This is a genomic window from Rhodoglobus sp. GW821-FHT12B09 (genome assembly GCF_058809925.1).
In genome coordinates, this window is the sequence record NZ_JBXATB010000007.1 from 138,471 (window position 1) to 158,437 (window position 19,967).

Genomic DNA, 19,967 nt, shown 5'->3' on the forward strand with positions numbered 1-19,967 from the left:
GAAAATGGAGAGCGTTCTCACCCGAAAAACCATCGCCACCTACGCCATCGGATCCCTCGGAACGGGCGGCTTCGCCACGCTCCCCGGGCTCGTGCTCGTGATCTACATGACGGACACGCTGGGCATCGCCGCCCTCGCCGCCGGCGTGCTCGTCACGATCGCCAAGATCTGGGACGTGATCATCGACCCGGTCATCGGCGCCCGCAGCGACCGCAGCCTCGCGCTGCGCGGGTCGCGGCGGCCGTTCATGATCCTGGGCGCGCTCGCGCTGCCGGTGTTCTTCATCCTGACCTTCGCCGTGCCGGCCGGTATCGGGCCGCTCGCCTCCGGGGTCTGGGTGCTGCTCGCGTTCCTACTCACGGCCACGGCGTTCTCGCTGTTCCAGGTGCCGTACATCGCGCTGCCCGCGGAGCTCGCGAGCGGGTACGACGACCGCACGAAGCTCATCTCGGCGCGCGTGGTCGTCCTGACGCTCGCGATCCTGCTCTTCGGCGCGGGGGCGCCCGAGATCCAGAAGGCCTTCTCGAACGCCTACACGGGCTACCTCGTGATGGCGGTCGTGGCCGGCCTGGTTATCGGCGGCGGGATGCTCGTCTCCTCGTTCGTCGCCCGCCGCGGTGCGCCGACCGCCGTGGAGCCGTTCTCGATCCTCGACAACTACCGCGCCGGCTTCGCTGCCCTGCGCCGCAGCCAGCCGTTCCGCGCGCTGCTGCTCACCTTCCTGCTGCAGGGCCTCGCTACCGGCCTCATGCTCGCGGGTGCCGCGTACCTCTCGAAGTGGGTGCTCGGCACCGGCGTGACGATCCTGTTCCTGTCGCTCATCGCCCCCGCGATCATCTTCGCTCCGGTGTGGGCGGTCATCTCGCGCCGCATCGGCAAGGAGCGCTCGTTCACCATCGCGTCCGTGCTGTTCGGCGTCGCCGCGCTCTCCATGGTGCTGCTCGTGTGGTTCCCGGGGGAGTGGGTGTACGCGCCCGTCGCGCTCGCCGGCGCGGGGTACGCGGGGATGCAGTCCCTGCCCATGTCCATGCTGCCCGACGTGATCTCGCACGACGCGGACCGTCACGGGCTCGCGAGCGCGGGAACGTTCGGCGGCGTGTGGACCGCGGGCGAGACGACCGGGATGGCGCTGGGCTCGACGGTGCTCACGCTCGTGCTCGCGGCATCCGGCTACCTGGAGGCTGTTGCGGGGCAGGTGGTGGTGCAGCCGCCGTCGGCCATCACCGGGATCATCATCAGCTTCAGCATCGTGCCCGCCATGATCATCGCGGCGTCGCTCCTGGCCTTCGCCCGCTACCCCCTCCGGAAGGCGGACATCGATGCGGTTCGTTGAACAGCCTGCAGACATCCTCGCGCGGCTCGGGGAGCTGCGAGCGGCGGATGCCCCCACCCACGGCGGCCACGTGCTGTCGTACGTGTACGACTCCGGTCTCGCCGAGCTGGACGAGCTCGCCGCGGCCGCGATCCGCGCCGTGCAGCCGGTGAACGGGCTCGACCCCACCACGTTCACCTCGGTCGCCGTGATGGAGGGCGAGGTCGTCGGATTCGCGCGGGAGCTGCTCGGGGGCGACTCGGATGTCGTGGGCAGCGTGACGACCGGAGGCACCGAGAGCTGTCTGCTCGCGGTGAAGACCGCGCGAGACCTGTGGTCGGGATCGGGGACGCCACGGCTGCTCGCCCCCGTCACCGCGCACGCCGCGTTCCAGAAGGCCGCGCACTACTTCGGGCTGGAGCTCGACCTCGTGCCGGTGGGTCCCGACGGACGGGTCTCCGCCGAGGCCATGATCGCCCGTATGGGGCCGGATGTCGCGCTGGTGGTCGTCTCCGCCCCGAGCTACCCGCACGCCGCGCTCGACCCGGTAGAGGCCGTCGCGGCCGCCGCGCAGGAGCGCGGCATCGCGTGCCACGTGGACGCGTGCATCGGCGGCTGGGTGCTGCCGTTCTGGAGCGGCCTGCCCGCGTGGGACTTCCGCGTGCCGGGCGTCACGAGCATCAGCGCCGATCTGCACAAGTTCGGCTACGCGCCGAAGGGCGTCTCCGTGCTGCTGCAGCGCGGGCGCGACCGGCAGCGAGCCCAGTTCTTCACGACGACGCGGTGGCCGGGCTACCCGGTCGTGAACCCCACCATGCTGGGCTCGAAGTCGGCGGGCGCGCTCGCGGCCGGCTGGGCGATCACGCACGCGCTCGGGCGCGACGGCCTCGCCGCGCTCGCCGAGTCGTGCGAGCGCGCGACCAGCGCGCTCATCGGCGTCATCGGGTCGATCGAGGGGCTGCGCGTCGTCGGGGCGCCGGTCGGCCCGCTCATCGCTGTGGCGACGGATGCCGCGGCCCCCGCCCAGGCACAGGTCGACCCGCACCACTGGGCCGACCAGGTGCGCGCCCACGGCTGGCTCCTGCAGCTTCAGCCGGGGCTCGCGCAGTCGGACGGCACGGTGCTCCCGCACACCACCCACCTCACGATCACCCCGGTCACCGAGGCGGTGCTGCCCGAGCTCTCGGCGGCGCTCGTCGCGGCGGCGGACGAGGTGCGCGGCGTTCCTCCGGTCTCGGCGGCGGACGTACTGGGGTCGCTCCCCGCCGGGTTCGCCCTGCCGGAGGGGCCCCTTGACTCCGCGACCGCCGCCGCCATCCTCGCGGGGCTGGGCCTCGGCGGGGGCGGCGGCGCGCTGCCCGACCGGATGGCGCCGGTGCTCGCGCTCGTGGGGGCGCTGCCGGCGCCGCTCACCGAGAGACTGCTCACCGAGCTCATCGCCCGGGTGGTCGAGCCGCGGTGAGGCGGTGCGGCCCGAGGGCCGCACCGCCCTGCCCTACTTGGTGATGATGACCTTGCCGATCTCGACCGCCCACGACGTGCTCGAGGCGAAGTTCGCGCGCAGGTAGCGCGTTCCCGTCGGCAGCGTCGAGGTGTTCGTGAACGTGGTCGTCGACCAGCCGTTCGTGGTCGCGACGGCCGTCGTCTTCGACGTCGGGACGGTGGTCCACGTCGTGCCGTCCGGCGACGAGCTCCACGTGAGGTACGAGGAGTTCGCCCAGAACTGGTAGACCTTCGCCGAGAAGTTCTTCATCCCGGAGAAGTCCCACGTGATGCTGCCCGCGGAGTCGTTGGTCCGCGCGTAGCGGGCGAGGTCGCCGCTCATGTTGCTGAACGGGCCGGAGACGTCGATGCGCGCGTTGGTGCTGTGCGCGGAGGTCTTCGACCAGTCGTTGGCGTAGTCGGCGAGGGTTGCCGGCTCGACCACTGTCGCGACCTCGTGGAAGCCCCGGCTCGGAGCGGTGGTCACACCGACGACCGCGCCGAAGTAGTCGCGCCCGCCGTTGTCGTCGATCACGACACCGCTGGCCTTCGCCGGGGAGGTCGAGCCGATCTTGAATCCCGTGACCGAGGCGATGCCGTACGGCGCCGTTCCGGGGGAGACCAGGAGCGGGTTCGTGGTGAGCTTGTGGGCGTCGGCTGGCTCGGAGGCCGGGTGGTTGCCGTAGAACACGTTGTAGTCGATCACGGCACCCGCGGTGTTCGGGTAGAGGTACTCGCCGCTGCCGTGGTTCTCGATGATGTTGTTGCGGAAGCTCCAGGTGCCGGCAGTGGTGCCGTCGCAGCCGTCGCAGTAGATCGGCTTGGCCGTCGACCCGCTCGGGATGTACACGGTGTTGTTGTAGATGTCCGTGTTCTCCTGCACCCCGTACGAGAACGTGAAGATGCCCTTCTCGCCGCCCCAGCCGTCGTTGACGCTCAGGTTGTCGCGCACCACCAGGTTCGACGAGTAGCCGCCCATCATCAGCAGGAAGCCGCCCTCGTTGTCGTGGCTGTAGTTGTACTGCACCTTCGTGTTGATGCTCGCGAGGTCGACGTCGAAGCCCTGGCCGTCGGTGCCCTGCTTGAGCGTTCCGTAGACCTCGTTGAACTGCACGACCGCGTCCATGCCGCGCGTGGGCCACAGGCCCGCCGCCGAGGGCTCCGTCGAGCCCACGATCGTCTTCTGGCCGGCGTTGCCGACGACGTTGCGCTGGAGCATCGAGCCCTTGGAGCCGTAGACGACGATGCCGTCGCTGTCGGTGTTGGTCACGACGTTGTCCTGCACGGTCACGCCGGTGCTCAGCTGGCTCGCCACGACCACCGTCTGGTCGGAGGTGTAGTACGAGATGTCCCAGAAGCCGATGCCCGTGCGGCCCACGGAGTCGACGGTGTTCGACTGGATGAGCACATTCGCCCAGCTGTCGCTCGTGCCCTGGGCGAGAACGGTGATGCCGCCGTTGCCGTGGGAGTCGATCTCGGAGCAGTGGAAGCAGCCGTTGACGTTGTGCACCCAGTTGTTGGTGATCGTGATGCCGCTCAGCGTCGACCCGCTCGTGTTGTTCACGAGGATGCCGTCGCGGTGCGCGCCGTTGACCGTCATCGACCCGAAGTTGTCGGTGCCCGAGTTGTTGACTACCTCGAGGTTGTCGATAGTCCAGTACTGCTGGTTGTTGAGGTACACGGCCGCTCCGGTCGTGAGGCCGCCTGTGAGGGAGCTGCCGTCGATCTTCGGCCGGTTGCCCGAGCCGTAGGCGCCGATGGTGATGGGGCTGCCGGAGGTGCCGGAGCCGAGCGGGTGCAGTTGCCCTGTCCACGACTGGCCTCGGTTGAAGAGGATGCGGTCGCCCGCCGCGAAGGTCGTCGCGCCCACCTTGGTGAGCGTCTTCCAGGCCGTGGCAGTGCTCGTTCCGGCAGCGGCATCCGAGCCCGCGACGGCGTCGACGTAGTACGTGGTGCCGGCGGCCGAGGCCGGGGCGGCGACGGCGACGACGGAGAGCCCCGCGAGGATCGCGGCGGTTCCCATCATGGCCAGCATGCGAGTGAGCTTCATTGCTGTCTCCTTGTCGGCGCGCGGCGACGATGCCGCGCGCGGGGTGCATGGTTGCCGGCCGTCCAGCCCGGGAGAACTGCCTGGGAGGCAGTGCCGTACGGTCGCTAAAGCGTTTCTGTTCGCATGACGGATCCTCATGCGATCAGTGGTGAATCTAATGCCAAAGCGCTTTGGCTTTAACGACCTTGGCCCTGCTGCCGGCGGATGTCAAGCACGCGTTCTACGCGCCCGCGTGGGCGTTGTCGAAGCGCTCCGCCTCCGCGCGCAGCGCCTCCACGACGGCGCGCACGGAGGGCCGCTCGGCCCGGTCCGGCCGCAGTAGCGCCGAGATCAGCCGCGACGCGCGCACGCCCACGAGCGGCCGCGTGATGAGCCCGTTCTCCCGATCGCGGGTGGTGAACCGCGGCAGGATGCCGATGCCGTGGCCCGCGGCGACGAGGGCCTCGACCACTCCGTTGTCGGCGAACCGCTGGATCACGTGGGCGGGCGACGCGTTCGCCGCCTCGATCCCGCGCAGGATCCTGTCGAACGGCAGATCGCGCGGGGTGCCGATCCAGGTCTCGTCGACGAGGTCTGCGGGCGTGAGGGCCGCCTTGTCGCCGAGGGGATGGCCCTCCGGCAGGGCGATGTCGAGGGGCTCGCGCATGAGCGGGACGACGGTGAGCCCGCGCTCCGACCAGGAGGGCAGCACTCCCGGCGCGTCGGCGACCACCACGTCGAAGTCGGCGGTGAGGTCGGCGATGTCCGTCACGTGCGAGTCGAGGTCGCCGGCGTGGAGGACGAGCCCGGGCATCCGGTCGATCGCTGTCAGGAGGCCGGGCAGCAGCATCTGGCCGCCGGTCGGGAAGATCGTGAGCGTGACCTCGCCGCGCGGGGCCGAGCGGAAGTCCTCCCACAGGGCCTCCGCGCGCTCGATCGCGGTGGCGACGTCGGCGGCGGTTCTGGCGAGCGCGCGCCCGGCCGAGGTGAGCTGGATGCCGCGGCCCGACCGCTCCGTGAGCGGCACGCCGGCCTCCCGCTCGAGGATCTTCAGCTGCTGCGACACGGCGGAGGCGGTGCGGCGGGTGGCAGCCGCCACGGCCGTGATACTGCCGCGGTCGGCGAGCTCCCGGAGCAGCTCGAGCCGCCGAATATCCATGTAGGCAGACTACACAGTCATGTAAGTTTTATGTTCTTGTCCTACATGGTTGACGCGGCGAGAATTGAGTCATGTCAATCGATCTCGTCATCCTCACGGCCCTGGCCGTCGCGGGAGTCGCCGCCTCCATCGCCGCCGTTGTGCGCGACGGATACCGCCGCATCCCGACCCGCCGCTTCTAACCCGAAGCCACCGCGCTGCCCGTCAGCCGGTCACGCCACGCCCCACTCGGCCGAGTGGGGCGTTCTGCGTCTCAGGCGCGAAAACGCGGGTCTGACTCTTGGGGGTTCGGCCTGCGGTCGGTCGGCCACGCGCCCCTGCGGCGCATCACGACGGTGACCGTCGCCGCCGCGGCCAGGACGATCGCGAGCGCTCCGCCGAGCAGCGTCATCTCGAGCGCGCGGCCGGTTCCGCCGACGAAGCCCGGGTCGACCCACGGCAGGACGGCGAACACCGTCCACAGCGTGGCGAGGCCGTAGTAGAGCGCGGGCATCCGTACGTCGAAGAAGCGCGCCCACCCTGTTCTGGAGACTGTTGCTGTATCCATACTTCGACGCTACGCCAGCGCCCCGATAAACGGGCGGCGCCCTCAGGTGACGCTCAGGCCGAGCTTCCTGCCGGCGAGGCCCCGGGCGCGGGTGGCGAGCGCGGCGGCGACGGCCGTGATCGCGGCGGCGGCGGGGTCGTCGGGATGCCCGAGCACGACGGGCTCGCCGGAATCCCCGCCCTCCCGCAGCGCGAGGCTCAGCGGGATCGAGGCCAGCAGCGGCACGTCGAGGCGCGCCGCGGCATCCGCGCCCCCGCCCTCGCCGAAGAGGTGGAGCACACTGCCGTCCGGCTGGGGGAGCCCCGCCATGTTCTCGATGACGCCGATGACCGTCTGCCCGGTCTGGCGGGCCACGAGGGCGCTGCGCTCCGCGACCTCCGCGGCGGCGGACTGGGGCGTGGTCACGACGACCACCTCCGCCTGGGGCAGCAGCTGCCCGAGCGAGATCGCGATGTCGCCGGTGCCGGGCGGGAGGTCGAGCAGGAGCACGTCGAGGTCGCCGAAGAATACGTCGGTGAGGAACTGCTGGAGTGTGCGGTGCAGCATCGGACCGCGCCAGGAGACGGCGGTGTTGCCCTCGACGAACATGCCGATCGAGATGACCTTCACCCCGTGCGCGACGGGCGGCAGGATCATCTCGTCGACCTGGGTCGGCTTCGCGCCCGCGACGCCCAGCAGGCCCGGGATCGAGAAGCCGAACACGTCGGCGTCCACGATGCCGACGCGCAGGCCGCGGGCGGCGAGGGCGACGCCGAGGTTCGCGGTGAGCGTCGACTTGCCGACGCCGCCCTTGCCGCTCGAGATCGCGTAGATGCGGGTGAGCGAGTCCGGGCCGAACTGCAGGGTCTTGGGCCGGCCGCCGCGCAGCTTCTCGGTGAGGGCCGCGCGCTCTTCTCGGGACATCACGGACACGTTGACCTGCACGGCGCCCGTGACGGTGAGCGCCGCCTCGCGCACGTCGCGCTCGATGGTGTCGGCGGCGGGGCAGCCCACGATCGTGAGTTTGAGGTCGACAGTCGCCAGGCCGTCGTCGACCGAGACCCCGCCGACCATCCCCAGCTCCGTGATGGGCAGGCGCAGCTCGGGGTCGATGACGCGCGCGAGCGCGGTCACCACCCGGTCGCTGAGGCTCTCGTCGGGACTCATCGGGAGTGCCTCAAGGAGCGTCTTTCTCGTCCTTGTCGCGGTCCAGCTCCTCGAGCAGGCTCCTGAGCTCCTGGCGGATGAACTCCTTGCTGGCCAGGTCCTGCATCGCGAGGCGCAGCGCCACGACCTCGCGCGCGAGGTACTCGGTGTCGTTGAGGTTGCGCTCCGCCCGCTGGCGGTCCTGCTCGATCTGCACGCGGTCGCGGTCGTCCTGCCGGTTCTGCGCGAGCAGGATGAGCGGGGCGGCGTACGAGGCCTGCAGCGAGAGGATGAGCGTGAGCGCGGTGAACCCGATCGCCGCCGAGTCGAAGCGGATGCCCTCCGGCGCGATCGTGTTGTAGAGCATCCACAGCACGACGAAGATCGACAGGCCGAACAGGAACCAGGGCGTGCCCATGCCGCGCGCGATCGCCTCGGTGAAGCGGCCGAACCGGTCGTTGCTCTGGAAGATCCGTGCCGGCTGGCGCAGCCCGCGGGGGGAGTCGAGGCGCGCCTCGGTGCGTGCGGAGCGGTTGTTAGCGCGTGCCACGGGATGTCCTCCTCACGGGGATGGTCGAAGTGTTGGTGCTGGGGCTCTCGTCGTTCGTACTTCGCCAGTCGTCCGGCAGCAGATAGTCGAGGACATCGTCAATGGTCACCACCCCGACGAGGCGGTGGTTCTCGTCGACGACGGGAACCGAGACGAGGTTGTAGCTGGCCAGGATGCGCGACACCTCGGCCGCGCTCGTGCCCGAGTGCACCGGCTCGAGCGTCGAGTCGACGAGGGCTCCCAGGCGCTCATTGGGCGGATAGCGCAGCATCCGCTGGAAGTGCACCATGCCGAGGAACCGTCCGGTGGGCGGCTCGTACGGCGGCAGGGTCACGCAGATGGCGGCACCGAGGGCGGGGGCGAGCTCGTGCCGCCGGATGAGGGCGAGGCCCTCGGCGACCGTGGCATCCGCCGACACGATGATCGGCTCGGTGGTCATGAGGCCGCCCGCGGTGTCGGGGGCGTAGGAGAGCAGGAAGCGCACGTCCTCCGCCTCCTCCGGCTCCATGAGGTCGAGCAGGGTCTCGCCGCGCTCGTCGCTCAGGTGCGCGATGAGGTCTGCCGCGTCATCCGGCTGCATCTGGTCCAGCACGTCGGCGGCCCGGTCGTCGTCGAGCTGGTTGAGGATATCGACCTGCTCGGTCTCGGGCATCTCCTCGAGCACGTCGGCGAGGCGGTCGTCGCTGAGCTCCTCGGCGACCTCGAGCATGCGCTGCTCCGGGAGGTCGAGCATCGCGTTGGCGAGGTCGGCGGGCAGCATGTCGGCGTAGCTCGCGACGAGCTGCGTGGCCGACTGGGACTCCCCGGGCGCCTGCTTCTCGATGAGGTCCGACCACGCGGCGAAGACGGTGGCGCCCTTCTGGAACAGCGCGGCGTTCGTCTTCGGGCGGCGCAGGAAGGCCTGCGTCACTGCCCACTCGCCGAGGTCGGTCTCCTCGATAGCGACGTCCTCGATGTTCGCCTCGCCGGAGCCGTCGCGCAGGCGCACCGTGCGGCCGAGCAGCTCGGCCATGACGCGCACCTCGCCGCCGCGCTGCTCGAACCGCCGCAGGTTGATGAGGCCGGTGGTGATGATCTGGCCGGAGCCGATGCTCGTCACGCGCCCGATCGACAGGAACACGCGGCGCTTGCCGGGCACCTCGAGCACGAAGCCCACCACCCGCGGGCCGCCGTTGGTGCGGTAGACGACGAGCACGTCGCGCACCTTGCCGACGCGGTCGCCGTTGGGGTCGAAAACGGAGCACCCGACCAGACGGGCGGCGAATACTCTCGTCGTGCTCACGCCTAGAAGCTTACTCAGGCAGAACCCTGCCCCTGCGTGGGACAATGGCTCTCGTGACCAATCCCAGCGCGTTCGGCCGTCGTGGCACCGTCCTCCCGTCCATCCCGAAGGGCGATGTCCTCGGCACGTACGACACCTACCTCGAGGCGCAGGGCGTCGTCGACCGGCTCGCCAAGGCGGACTTCGAGGTCGCCAAGCTGTCGATCGTGGGCAACGACCTCAAGACCGTGGAGCGGGTCACCGGCAAGCTCACGAACGGGCGCGCCGCACTCGCGGGCGCGGCATCCGGTGCCTGGCTCGGTCTGTTCTTCGGGCTCGTGCTCACCATCTTCAGCCCGCCCACCCCGCAGGCCTTCGGGTTCGTCGGTGCGGCGGTGCTGATCGGCGCGGGATTCGGCGTCATCTTCGGCCTCGTCACCTACGCGATCAACCGCCGCCGCCGTGACTTCACCTCCACCCACCAGGTGCTCGCGTCGAACTACCAGATCATCATCGACCCCGAGCTGACGGCCAAGGCGCAGCAGACGCTGCAGTCGCACCCCGCGGAGTAGCGCGGGTGGCGCGGGCGGGCTGTGGCTCGCCGGTGCCCGGGCTGGGTCAAACGATCCACTTGCCGCAAAGTGCTGTCGTGCGCGCCCCCATTGAGCAGATTGGGGCAAGTGGAACGTTTCACTTGGCCGCCTCCGGGGCGGGACGGCTCCTCATCGCTCGCCTCGAGGCCGATGCTGCAGGGCGCGGGCAGGTGCGCTAGCGCGCGAGCCACGCCTCCACGTCGTCGGCCGTGCGCGGGATGCCCGACGACAGGTTCTCCGCGCCGGTCTCGGTCACGAGGATGTTGTCCTCGATGCGCACGCCGATGCCGCGGTATTCCTCGGGCACGGAGAGGTCGTCCGGCTGGAAGTAGAGCCCGGGCTCGATCGTGAACACCATGCCCGGTTCCAGGACGCCCTCGAGGTACAGCTCGCGGCGTGCCGCGGCGCAGTCGTGCACGTCGATGCCGAGGTGGTGGGACGTGCCGTGCACCATGTAGCGGCGGTGGTACTGCTGGTCGGGGGAGAGGGACTCCTCGGCGCTCACCGGCAGGAAGCCCCACTCGGCGGTCTTGGCGGCGATGACCTTCATCGCGGCGGCGTGGATCTCGCGGAACTTGATGCCGGGCTTGACGATGGCGAAGGCGGCATCCGCTGCCTCGAGCACTGCCTCGTAGACGCGGCGCTGCACCTCCGTGAAGGTGCCGCTGACCGGGAGGGTGCGCGTGATGTCGGCGGTGTAGTAGCTGTCGAGCTCGATGCCTGCGTCGATGAGGATCAGGTCGCCGGTGACCACGGGGCCGTCATTGCGGGTCCAGTGCAGAATGCAGGCGTGGGGGCCGGATGCCGCGATCGTGTCGTATCCGACGGTGTTGCCCTCGGCCCGCGCACGGCGGTTGAAGGTGCCCTCGACGAGGCGCTCGCCTCGGGTGTGGGCGGTGATCTCGCCGAGGTCGGCGATGACGTCGTCGAAGCCGAGCTTCGTGGCATCCACGGCCGCCCGCATCTCGGCGATCTCGAAGGAGTCCTTGACGAGGCGCAGCTCGCTCAGGTCGCGCGCGAGCTCGGTGTCGCCGTCGTTGTCCAGCGACTCGGAGTCCGCCGTGAGCAGGCGGCGCCCGTCGACCTGGTCGGTGATGTCGCGGTCGGCGTCGCGCACGATGAGCGTGTCCGCGTCGACCGCGTCGAGCACCGCGGCGAAGTCGGCGAGGCCCGCGGTGGCGAGACCGAGGTCGGCGGCGACGTGCGCCAGGGAGGGGCGGGCGCCGATCCAGAACTCGCCGATCTCCGGGTTCGCGTAGAACTCGTCGGAGTCGCGGCCCGCGGGCTCGCGGAAGTACAGGGTTGAATCGTGGCCGTCGGCGGTCGGCTCCATCACGAGCACGCTCGCGGGCACCGCGTCGGAGCCCCAGCCGGTGAGGTGCGAGAACGCGGAGTGCGCGCGGTAGGCGTAGTCGGTGTCGTTCGAGCGGACCTTCGCCGCGCCGGCCGGCAGGATGAGGCGCTTGCCGGGGTGCATCGCAGAGATCGCGGCGCGGCGCTCGGCGGCGAACGCGGCGTGGTCGCGCGGCGCGGGAAGGGCGTCCGGGCGGTCGGCCCACTGCGAGGAGATGTACTGCGCGAACGTGTCCGACACGGGGGTCGTCGATCGGTTGGACGTGGCGCGGGGAGCGGTCTTGTCAGCCATCCCCCTATTCTCCACCCCTCCTAGCCGGCGGGCGAGAGCTGCGCGAGGACGGGGCGGTGGTCGCTTCCGTCGCCGTCGTGCGACTGGATGACGCGGAATCCGGTGACCCTCCAGTTCGACGTGCTCATCACGTGGTCGATGGGGGCGCCGAGCAGCGCGGGCAGCGCGGCGGGCCAGGTGCCGACGGCGGCGTTGCCGGTGGCGTCCGCCGCGTCGGCGCAGTCGCCGATCACGGCGCCCGCCGAGGTCGCGAGGCCTGAGTAGTGGTCGAGCGTCGAGTTGAAGTCGCCGGCCATGATCGCGTTGTCACCGGTGCAGGCGCCCTTGAGCCACTGCAGGTCGTCGCGCCAGTGCTGCATCTCACCGGGGATCGGCGCCACCGGGTGCACGGCGATGATCGTCGGTCCGGTTCCGTCGATGGGGGTCGCGACGACGCTCGGCAGCACGGTCGTGGTCACCGCCGTCTCGTCGGCCTCGTACTCGCCGAGGTCGACGCTGATCAGCAGCGTCGTCGACCGCGCCTTCGAGACCTCGTCGTAGGCGGCCGTGAAGAGCGCCATCGGGTGGCCGGCGTCGTTCATCATCTGGGCGACCTCGAGCCCCGTCTCGCGCGTGGTCTCGGGCAGCACGACGATCTCGGCGCCTGAGTCGAGGGCGAGCTGCGCGATGGCGTCGGAGCCGGGGGCGTCACCGAGGGTGTTCCAACTGAGCACTGTCACGTCGCTGTCCGTCGTCGACTCGAAGCCCGGGTTTCCGAAACCGCGCGTCGACAGGACGGCGGCAGTGACGAGCACGAAGGCCAGAAGGGCGATGGCGAGGGATGCCGCGAACCGCCGCACCCCGGACGAGATCAGTGCGGCGAGCGTGAGCCCGACCACCAGCACCAGCGCGACGGCTGCCGCGAGCCCGCGGAGGGAGACCACCTGTGCGACCACGGGGGCGTTCGCGAGGCCGAAGACCTGGGGCCAGAGGGCCACGACGAGGCCAGCGGCCACGGCGACGATGACGACGGCGGCGAGGAATCTGCGAAACATGGCGGCCCGAGCCTAACCCAGCCGCCCGCGCAATAGGCTGGACGGATGCCCGACGGCCCGATCGACCTGCACACGCACAGCAGCGTCTCCGACGGCACCGAGACGCCCACGCAGCTGGTCCGGGCCGCGGTCGCGGCCGGCCTCTCCGCCGTCGCGCTCACCGACCACGACTCGACGGCGGGCTGGCAGGAGGCGATCACCGCAGCAGCGGGGACGGGGCTCACGATCATCCCGGGCATGGAGCTCAGTACCAACTACGGGCCCGCCAGCGTCCACGTGCTCGCCTACCTGTTCGACCCCAACAACGGCGAGGTGGTGGCCGAGACCGCGCGCATCCGCGACGGGCGGCTGCACCGCGCCGAGCGCATCGTGGAGCGGATCGCTGCCGACTACGACCTCACCTGGGAGGACGTGCTCGCGGAGTCGTCCGACGGCACCACCCTCGGCAGGCCGCACATCGCCGACGCGCTCGTGCGCAAGGGATTCGTGCCCAACCGCAGCGCCGCGTTCGAGAGCATCCTGCACTGGCGCAGCGGCTACTACGAGAAGTACTACGCACCGTCGCCGTTGGAGGGCGTCCGGATGATCGTGGGGGCCGGCGGAGTGCCCGTGCTCGCGCATCCGGCCACCCACGGCAGGTACCGGCCCATGGAGGACCGGGTGATCGGCGAACTGGCCGACGCCGGGCTGTTCGGGCTCGAGGTCGGCCACCGCGACAACTCCGAGGAGGGCAAGCGGTGGCTGCTGAAGCTCGCCGCCAAGTTCGGCCTGGAGGTCACCGGGTCGAGCGACTACCACGGCGAGGGGAAGCCGAACCGGCTGGCCGAGAACTCCACGAGCCCCGAGGTGCTCGCGAAGCTCGTCGAGCGGGGTACCGGGACGACGCCCGCGGCTGGTTGAGCGGGCCCGCCGGGGCGTTAGACCGCCCCGGGGTCCCTCCCGGCTGCCTCCCCAGTCCCTCCGCGCTGCCTCCCCAGTCCCTCTCCGGTCCGCACCCAGCTCCGGGTGTGCGAAATGCAGGAGATGCTGGCGGCCGCCCCAGTGATTCCGGGGATGCTCGCACTCATCGGCTCGAGTTAACCTGCATTTCGCACCGAATCGAGCGGGGAGAGCGGGCGGGGCGGTGACGTGCGAAAGCCGGATGCCGAGCATCCGGTTTCGATACGCGCCCCAGAGGGCGCTACTCAACCCGCCCTAGGCGGTGGGGGCGGTGTTGCCGGGCGTGCCCGAGCCGCCGCGGCGGGTGCGGGTACGGCGGCGGCGCGAGGGGGCTGCACCGTCGTGGGTGCCGCCGCCCGCCGCGCTATCGCGCGTGACATCCGTGGACGTCGACGTGCGGGGCGGGCGCGAGCCGGACTGGGCCGGGCGGCCACCGCGGTCGCCGCCGCTGCGGCCACGGCCGCCGTCACGTCCGCCGTCGCGGCCGCCGGCCGGGGCCGGGTCCTTGACGCGGGCGACGGCGCCGGGCAGGCGGCCCTTGGTGCCCTCGGGGATGTCGAGGTCGGTGTACAGGTGCGGGCTGGACGAGTACGTCTCCACCGGCTCCGGGATGCCCATCTCGAGCGCGCGGTTGATGAGCGACCACTTGTGCATGTCGTCCCAGTCCACGAACGTGACCGCGATGCCGGTCTTGCCCGCGCGGCCGGTGCGGCCGGCGCGGTGCAGGTAGGTGTCGTGGTCGTCGGGGATGGTGTGGTTGATCACGTGGGTCACGTCGTTGACGTCGATACCGCGGGCCGCGACATCCGTCGCAATGAGGATGTCCTTCTTGCCGGCCTTGAACGCGGCCATAGCGCGCTCGCGCTGCTCCTGGTTGAGGTCGCCGTGCACGGCGGCGGCGTTGAAGCCGCGGTCGTTGAGCTCCTCGACGAGCTTGGCCGCGGCGCGCTTCGTGCGGGTGAAGACGACGGTCTTGCCGCGCCCCTCCGACTGCAGGATGCGGGCGATGACCTCGTCCTTGTCGAGCGAGTGCGCGCGGTAGACGACGTGCTTGATGTTCGCCTGCGTGAGGCCCTCGTCGGGGTCCGTCGCGCGGATGTGGATCGGGCGGTTCATGAAGCGGCGGGCGAGGGCCACGATCGGGCCGGGCATCGTCGCGGAGAACAGCATGGTGTGGCGCGTCGGGGAGGTCTGCGCGAAGAGCTTCTCGATGTCGCTCAGGAAGCCGAGGTCGAGCATCTTGTCGGCCTCGTCGAGGACCATGACCTTGACGTCCTTGAGCGACAGCAGCCGCTGTGACGCGAGGTCGAGCAGGCGGCCGGGGGTGCCGACGACGACCTGCGCGCCGGCCTTCAGCTCCTCGACCTGGCCCTCGTAGGCCTTGCCGCCGTAGATCGCGGCGATCTTGGTGCTGCGGTTGGATGCCGCGAGCACCAGGTCCTCCGCCACCTGCACGCACAGCTCGCGCGTGGGGACGACGACGAGCGCCTTCACGCCGGGCTCCGGATCGGTGCCGAGCGACTGCAGCAGGGGGAGGCCGAAGCCGAGCGTCTTGCCGGTACCGGTCTTCGCCTGGCCGATGATGTCCTGGCCCGCGAGCCCCATGGGGATCGTCTGGGTCTGGATCGGGAAGGGCTCGATGATGCCCTTGGTGGCGAGCGCGTCGACCATGTCCTGGTCGATGTTGAGATCTGAGAATGTCAAAGAAGTAGTGCCCTTACAGACTGTGCCTTTTCAGGCTCTGAGTTACGCCCGTTCTGTCCTGGGGCGCATGACCTCCGCCAGAAATGGGAGGTATGAGCACAGTCTAAGCTAAACCCCGTGGCTAACTGGTTCTCGCGGCGTCCCCGGCGCACCGAAGCGCCCCGGCTGCGCTCGCGGGGCGACGACCAGGTCACCACGAAGGTCGACCTCGTGGAGTTCACGCCCGACCTCATGGAGTTCCTGGGCCGCGCTGCGTACGTGCAGCTGATCCAGTTCGAGAACCTCTCCCGCGCCATTTCCAGCGCTCCCACGACGTCGGCGAAGACGGCGATCGGCCGTGCCGCCGAGCTGTCGCTGGGCAAGCACCGGATGCTCGTGGACGAGATCACGAAGGTGGGCGGCACCCCCGCCGAGGTGATGGAGCCCTCCACCGCCGAAGTCGACAGGTTCGAGCGCGCCACTCACGGCGCGGACTGGTTCGAGACCCTCGTCACCTGCTACCTCACGGCGGGCTTCCTCGACGACTTCTTCGGGCGGCTCGCGCTCGGCCTCCCCGTCGAGGGCCGCCGGATCGCGGCCATCTTCCACGGCGAGTCGGGCGAGGCGATCCTCGCCGAGCTGCTGGAGGACGCGATCGACGAGAACCCGCGCCTTGCCTCCCGGCTGGCGATGTGGGGCCGCCGGCTCGTCGGCGACACGATGCTGGTCGCGCGGTCGTCACTGCGCTACAGCGAGAACCACAAGTCGGACGAGGCGCGCATCGAGCCCGTGTTCACCGAGCTGATCGCCGCGCACACGCGACGCATGGACGCGCTGGGCCTGACCGCGTAGGTAGGCGGGGCCCGACTGCGTGGCGCGGCCCGGGCGGCCTGCCTACGCCTTGCCGCCGGAGAGCTGGTGCAGCTTCTGCGCGTCGAGCTCCTGGCGGCGGCGCGGCAGAACGACCGCGAGCACGAGGGCGACGACGAACGCGGCGCCGAGCGCCGAGACCCAGATCCAGGTGCCGTCGAAGGTCCAGCGGACCGCCCACAGCGTGCCCACCCACACGACCGCCGCGGCGATCGCGGCGGCAGCCGGGAGCAGGAACAGGCCGTACGTGCTGCGCTTCGGAAGGGTGTAGCGAAGGATGGCGCCGATGCCGGCGGCCACGACGATCACGAACAGCAGTTCCATTACGAGTCCTTAGGCGACGAAGCCCACGCGACGCGACTCCTCAGAGCCGATCTCGAGGTAGGCGAGGGAGGCAGTGGGAACAACATAGACGTTGCCCTTGCCGTCCACCAGCTTGACGAACTTCGCGTCGGCGGAGAGAGCGTCGGACACGGTCTTCTCCACCTCGGCCGACGTCTGCGACGACTCGAAGTTGATCTCACGGGGGCTGTTGGCGATACCGATGCGAATGTCCACGTGCCCAGATTACGACACTCCGGATGCCCGCCCCCGCGCCGTCCGCTGTCAGCGCAGCGCACTACCGTGGTGGGGTGGCAGTTACCGGGTTCGTGCGCGCTGAGGCGCCCGTGTCGGCCCCCGATCTCGACGCCTCGCAGCGCGCCGTCGTCGACCTGCCCGACTCCGCATCGGCGGCCGTGCTGGGCGCCCCCGGCACCGGCAAGACCACCGCGCTCATCGAGCTCGTCGCCGACCGGGTGCTGGTGCGGGGCTGGGGGCCGTCGGAGGTGCTCGCGCTCACAACCTCCCGCGCAACGGCGACCCGGCTTCGGGACGCGATCGCGCTGCGGCTCGGTGTCGCGACCACCGGCCCGCTGGCGCGCACCGTCAACTCACTCGCGTTCGAGGTGGTGCGCGACGCGGCACGGCGAGCGGGGGCATCCCCGCCGCGCCTGGTGACCGGCGGCGAGCAGGACTCCGACATCGCGCAGCTCCTGGAGGGGCACCTCGAGGAGGGCACGGGCCCGCAGTGGCCGGAGTCGCTCGGGCCGGAGGTGCGGGCCCTGCGGCGGTTCCGCAACGAGCTGCGCGAGCTCATGATGCGCGCGACCGAGTACGACGTGCCGCCGTCGCGGCTGCGGCAGCTCGGCAGTGCCCTCGACCACCCGGAGTGGGTCGACGCGGCCGACTTCATCCAGGAGTACGTCGAGGTCACGGGCAACTACCGCGAGACCCAGTTCGACGCCTCCGAGCTCGCCCGGGTCGCCGTGGCGGCCATCGAGTCCGACGAGCCGGGGGAGCGCATCGCCGCGCTGCGCCTGGTCGTCGTCGACGACCTGCAGGAGGCCACCGAATCGACCCTCGCCCTGCTGCGCGCCCTTGCCGGCCGGGGCGTCGCGGTGGTCGCATTCGGCGATCCGGATGTCGCGGCGAACGCCTTCCGCGGCGGCGAGCCCGACGCCCTGGGCAGACTGGCGACAGTGCTCGGCCTGCCGGAGCTGGCGACCCTGACGTTGAGCACGAGCCACCGGCAGGGTCCGGCGCTGCGCGCGCTCACGGCATCGGTGTCCGGCCGCATCGGCGCCGCGGCGGCGGGTACGCAGCGTGCAGCGGCCGCCGGGGGCGCGGATGCCGAGACGCCCGTGGCGCGCATCGAGGCGTCGAGCCCCGCCAGGGAGTGGGCGACCATCGCCCGCGTGCTGCGGCAGGAGCACCTCGAGCGCGGGGTCGCGTGGAGCGACATGGTGGTGGTCGTGCGCAGCGGTGCGCACATCCCGGTCATCGCCCGCTCTCTCGCGCTCGCGGAGGTGCCGACCCGCACCTCGATCGGCGGCACCGCCCTGCGCGACGACGCGGCGGCGCGCGGGCTGCTCACGCTCGTGGACGTGGGGATCGGCCGCACCCCGCTCGACGCGGAGCGCGCCTCCGAGCTTCTGCTGAGCCCGTTCGGCGGGCTCGACCGGCTGGCCCTGCGGCGCCTGCGGCTCGCGCTGCGCGCCGAGGAGGTCGCCGGCGGCGGCACGCGCTCGGCCGACGAGCTGCTCGTGGAGGCGCTCGGCGCTCCCGGCAGGCTGGCCACGATCGACCACCGGGTGGGGCGGCAGGCGCAGCGGCTCGCCGACACCCTGGCCATGCTCGCCGCGAGCGACGGATCCATCGAGGAAGTGCTGTGGCTCGGGTGGGAGCGCAGCGGCCTCGCGCGCCTCTGGCGCGACCAGGCGCTCGGTGCGGGGATCACGGCGGCGGAGGCGAACCGCAACCTCGACGGCATCGTCGCCCTGTTCACGGCGGCCAAGCGGTTCAGCGAGCTGCGGCCGGACGAGGCGGCGCGCACCTTCCTCGACAACGTGCTCGACGCCGACGTCCCTGAGGACACCCTGTCGCCCCAGCCCAACGACGAGACCGTGCTCGTCACGACCCCGGCGGGCACGGTCGGGCTCGAGTTCGACACGGTCGTCGTCGCCGCGCTGCAGGACGGCGTGTGGCCGAACCTCCGGCTGCGCGGCTCGCTGCTCGCCCCGCAGGAGCTCGTGCGGGCAGTGACGGGCGTCGACTCCGCGTCGGTCGACGAGCGGCGGCAGGTGCTGGGGGACGAGCTGCGGATGTTCGCGCTCGCGGTCTCGCGCGCCCGGCGGCGGCTCGTCGTCGCCGCGGTGGCGAACGAGGACGAGGCGGCGAGCGTGTTCCTCGGCCTCGTGCAGGGCGCCACCGTGCTCGAGTCCACCTCGACCCCGCTCTCCCTCCGCGCGCTCGTCGGCAAGCTGCGGTCGCAGGCGGCAGCGGGCCGCCCGTTCGCCGCGTCCAACCTGGCGGCGCTCGCCGCGGAGCAGATCCCGGGCGCCGACCCCGCCGACTGGCACGGCCTGCTCGCGCCCTCCACCACGGGCCCCCTGTACGACGGGGAGCAGGTGCCGGTGTCGCCCTCGGGTCTCGAGAAGCTCGTGGACAGCCCGCTGGACTGGTTCCTCGAGCGGATGGCCGGCTCCGAGTCCGGCGTCATCGCGAACGTCGGCACGATCGTGCACTGGGCGATGGAGACCGCGCCCGACTCGAGCCCCGAGACCCTGTGGGCCGCCGTGGAGTCGCGCTGGAGCGAGCTGCTGTTCGAGGCGCCCTGGCTGGCCGACCGGCAAAGGGCGATCGCGCGGCGGTTCACCGACGCGCTCTCCGAGTACCTCGGGGAGTTCGAGCGCGACGGCAAGCAGCTCGTCGGCTCCGAGATCCGCTTCCAGCTCGAGGTGGACCGCGCCATCGTGAGCGGCTCGATCGACCGGGTAGAGCGGGATGCCGACGGGGCCGTCGTGATCGTCGACCTCAAGACCGGCACGCCGATCTCCAGCCAGGCCAAGATCGACGACCACCCGCAGCTCGCCGCCTACCAGCTCGCGTACGACTCCGGGATGCTCGACGAGCGGCTCGAGCCCTTCGGCGAGCACCGCGGCGGGGGCGCGAAGCTCCTGTTCGTGAAGGAGGGGGTGCGCGGCAAGAAGTACCGCGAGGGCGTGCAGGGCCAGCTCGACGCGGAGCAGCTCGAGGAGTTCCGGGAGCGGGTGCGCGAGGCATCCCTCCTCATCGCCGCCGCGGAGTTCGCGGGGCGGGCCGAGCTGCCGATGTTCGGCGTCGGCGACCCGTCGCGGCTCCGGGCCCACCGGGTGAGGGCGGTGTCCAGTGACTAGGGCTGCAGTGATGAGGGGCTGC

Annotated in this window: 17 protein-coding genes; 6 read left to right on the forward strand and 11 right to left on the reverse strand. The window is 71.1% G+C overall.

From position 1 onward, the window contains the following. The first annotated feature begins 4 nt into the window (after positions 1-4). Positions 5-1,333: an MFS transporter gene (locus AC1RTC_RS13725; RefSeq protein WP_493156589.1), complete on the forward strand. Its 1,329-nt coding sequence runs from the start codon at positions 5-7 to the stop codon at positions 1,331-1,333. Further along, complete coding sequence (locus AC1RTC_RS13730; protein ID WP_493156591.1) at positions 1,320-2,774, forward strand: pyridoxal phosphate-dependent decarboxylase family protein; 1,455 nt, start codon at positions 1,320-1,322, stop codon at positions 2,772-2,774. The genes AC1RTC_RS13725 and AC1RTC_RS13730 overlap by 14 nt, the downstream gene beginning before the upstream one ends. 33 nt (positions 2,775-2,807) lie before the next feature. On the opposite strand, the gene AC1RTC_RS13735 is transcribed toward AC1RTC_RS13730, so the two are convergent. The 6 genes from AC1RTC_RS13735 to AC1RTC_RS13760 all read right to left on the reverse strand — a co-directional run bounded on the left by AC1RTC_RS13735 (position 2,808) and on the right by AC1RTC_RS13760 (position 9,486). Then, positions 2,808-4,844, reverse strand: a complete 2,037-nt coding sequence (locus AC1RTC_RS13735) for a right-handed parallel beta-helix repeat-containing protein (protein ID WP_493156593.1) — start codon at positions 4,842-4,844, stop codon at positions 2,808-2,810. 220 nt (positions 4,845-5,064) lie between these two features. Continuing rightward, positions 5,065-5,982, reverse strand: coding sequence for a LysR family transcriptional regulator (locus tag AC1RTC_RS13740; protein WP_493156595.1), 918 nt, complete (start codon positions 5,980-5,982; stop codon positions 5,065-5,067). A gap of 253 nt (positions 5,983-6,235) precedes the next feature. Beyond that, complete coding sequence (locus tag AC1RTC_RS13745; RefSeq protein ID WP_493156597.1) at positions 6,236-6,529, reverse strand: hypothetical protein; 294 nt, start codon at positions 6,527-6,529, stop codon at positions 6,236-6,238. Between the two features lie 42 nt (positions 6,530-6,571). Continuing rightward, positions 6,572-7,675: a P-loop NTPase gene (locus tag AC1RTC_RS13750; RefSeq protein WP_493156599.1), complete on the reverse strand. Its 1,104-nt coding sequence runs from the start codon at positions 7,673-7,675 to the stop codon at positions 6,572-6,574. Positions 7,676-7,685: 10 nt separating this feature from the next. Next, the gene (locus AC1RTC_RS13755; protein WP_493156602.1) at positions 7,686-8,204 is read right to left on the reverse strand and encodes a DUF1003 domain-containing protein; all 519 of its coding nucleotides are present in this window, start codon (positions 8,202-8,204) and stop codon (positions 7,686-7,688) included. Then, complete coding sequence (locus tag AC1RTC_RS13760) at positions 8,191-9,486, reverse strand: magnesium transporter MgtE N-terminal domain-containing protein (protein WP_493156604.1); 1,296 nt, start codon at positions 9,484-9,486, stop codon at positions 8,191-8,193. Before AC1RTC_RS13760 ends, AC1RTC_RS13755 begins: the two co-directional genes overlap by 14 nt. Positions 9,487-9,539: 53 nt before the next feature. On the opposite strand from AC1RTC_RS13760, the gene AC1RTC_RS13765 reads away from it, so the two are divergent. Then, on the forward strand, positions 9,540-10,037 hold the full coding sequence (locus AC1RTC_RS13765) for a YflT domain-containing protein (RefSeq protein WP_493156606.1): 498 nt from the start codon (positions 9,540-9,542) through the stop codon (positions 10,035-10,037). Between the two features lie 196 nt (positions 10,038-10,233). Here AC1RTC_RS13765 and AC1RTC_RS13770 read toward each other — a convergent pair whose 3' ends face one another. After that, complete coding sequence (locus AC1RTC_RS13770; RefSeq protein WP_493156608.1) at positions 10,234-11,703, reverse strand: aminopeptidase P family protein; 1,470 nt, start codon at positions 11,701-11,703, stop codon at positions 10,234-10,236. A gap of 20 nt (positions 11,704-11,723) precedes the next feature. Beyond that, complete coding sequence (locus AC1RTC_RS13775; RefSeq protein ID WP_493156610.1) at positions 11,724-12,737, reverse strand: endonuclease/exonuclease/phosphatase family protein; 1,014 nt, start codon at positions 12,735-12,737, stop codon at positions 11,724-11,726. 45 nt (positions 12,738-12,782) lie between these two features. Between AC1RTC_RS13775 and AC1RTC_RS13780 the strand changes: the two genes are divergently transcribed. Next, positions 12,783-13,637 (forward strand): PHP domain-containing protein, encoded by an 855-nt coding sequence (locus AC1RTC_RS13780; protein ID WP_493156612.1) that lies wholly within the window; start codon positions 12,783-12,785, stop codon positions 13,635-13,637. 294 nt (positions 13,638-13,931) lie between these two features. Here the strand turns inward: AC1RTC_RS13780 and AC1RTC_RS13785 are convergent, their stop codons facing one another. Continuing rightward, a complete protein-coding gene (locus AC1RTC_RS13785; RefSeq protein ID WP_493156614.1) occupies positions 13,932-15,380 on the reverse strand; it encodes a DEAD/DEAH box helicase in 1,449 nt (482 codons plus the stop codon). A 117-nt stretch (positions 15,381-15,497) separates the two neighbouring features. Here AC1RTC_RS13785 and AC1RTC_RS13790 point away from each other — a divergent pair, with 117 nt between their 5' ends. Then, complete coding sequence (locus AC1RTC_RS13790; RefSeq protein WP_493156616.1) at positions 15,498-16,211, forward strand: ferritin-like fold-containing protein; 714 nt, start codon at positions 15,498-15,500, stop codon at positions 16,209-16,211. Between the two features lie 42 nt (positions 16,212-16,253). On the opposite strand, the gene AC1RTC_RS13795 is transcribed toward AC1RTC_RS13790, so the two are convergent. Both AC1RTC_RS13795 and AC1RTC_RS13800 read right to left on the reverse strand, forming a co-directional pair. Next, entirely contained in the window at positions 16,254-16,553 is a 300-nt protein-coding gene (locus AC1RTC_RS13795; protein ID WP_493156618.1) for a hypothetical protein, read from the reverse strand. Positions 16,554-16,562: 9 nt separating this feature from the next. Then, entirely contained in the window at positions 16,563-16,787 is a 225-nt protein-coding gene (locus AC1RTC_RS13800; RefSeq protein ID WP_493156620.1) for a DUF3107 domain-containing protein, read from the reverse strand. 74 nt (positions 16,788-16,861) lie between these two features. On the opposite strand from AC1RTC_RS13800, the gene AC1RTC_RS13805 reads away from it, so the two are divergent. Beyond that, entirely contained in the window at positions 16,862-19,945 is a 3,084-nt protein-coding gene (locus AC1RTC_RS13805) for an ATP-dependent helicase (protein ID WP_493156622.1), read from the forward strand. Positions 19,946-19,967 lie beyond the last annotated feature (22 nt).

Coding starts and splice junctions, on each gene's coding strand:
- AC1RTC_RS13775 (WP_493156610.1), bottom strand. CDS start 12,737: ATGTTTCGCAGATTCCTCGCCGCCGTCGTCATCGTCGCCGTGGCCGCT.
- AC1RTC_RS13725 (WP_493156589.1), top strand. CDS start 5: ATGGAGAGCGTTCTCACCCGAAAAACCATCGCCACCTACGCCATCGGA.
- AC1RTC_RS13795 (WP_493156618.1), bottom strand. CDS start 16,553: ATGGAACTGCTGTTCGTGATCGTCGTGGCCGCCGGCATCGGCGCCATC.
- AC1RTC_RS13740 (WP_493156595.1), bottom strand. CDS start 5,982: ATGGATATTCGGCGGCTCGAGCTGCTCCGGGAGCTCGCCGACCGCGGC.
- AC1RTC_RS13770 (WP_493156608.1), bottom strand. CDS start 11,703: ATGGCTGACAAGACCGCTCCCCGCGCCACGTCCAACCGATCGACGACC.
- AC1RTC_RS13735 (WP_493156593.1), bottom strand. CDS start 4,844: ATGAAGCTCACTCGCATGCTGGCCATGATGGGAACCGCCGCGATCCTC.
- AC1RTC_RS13730 (WP_493156591.1), top strand. CDS start 1,320: ATGCGGTTCGTTGAACAGCCTGCAGACATCCTCGCGCGGCTCGGGGAG.
- AC1RTC_RS13750 (WP_493156599.1), bottom strand. CDS start 7,675: ATGAGTCCCGACGAGAGCCTCAGCGACCGGGTGGTGACCGCGCTCGCG.
- AC1RTC_RS13780 (WP_493156612.1), top strand. CDS start 12,783: ATGCCCGACGGCCCGATCGACCTGCACACGCACAGCAGCGTCTCCGAC.
- AC1RTC_RS13745 (WP_493156597.1), bottom strand. CDS start 6,529: ATGGATACAGCAACAGTCTCCAGAACAGGGTGGGCGCGCTTCTTCGAC.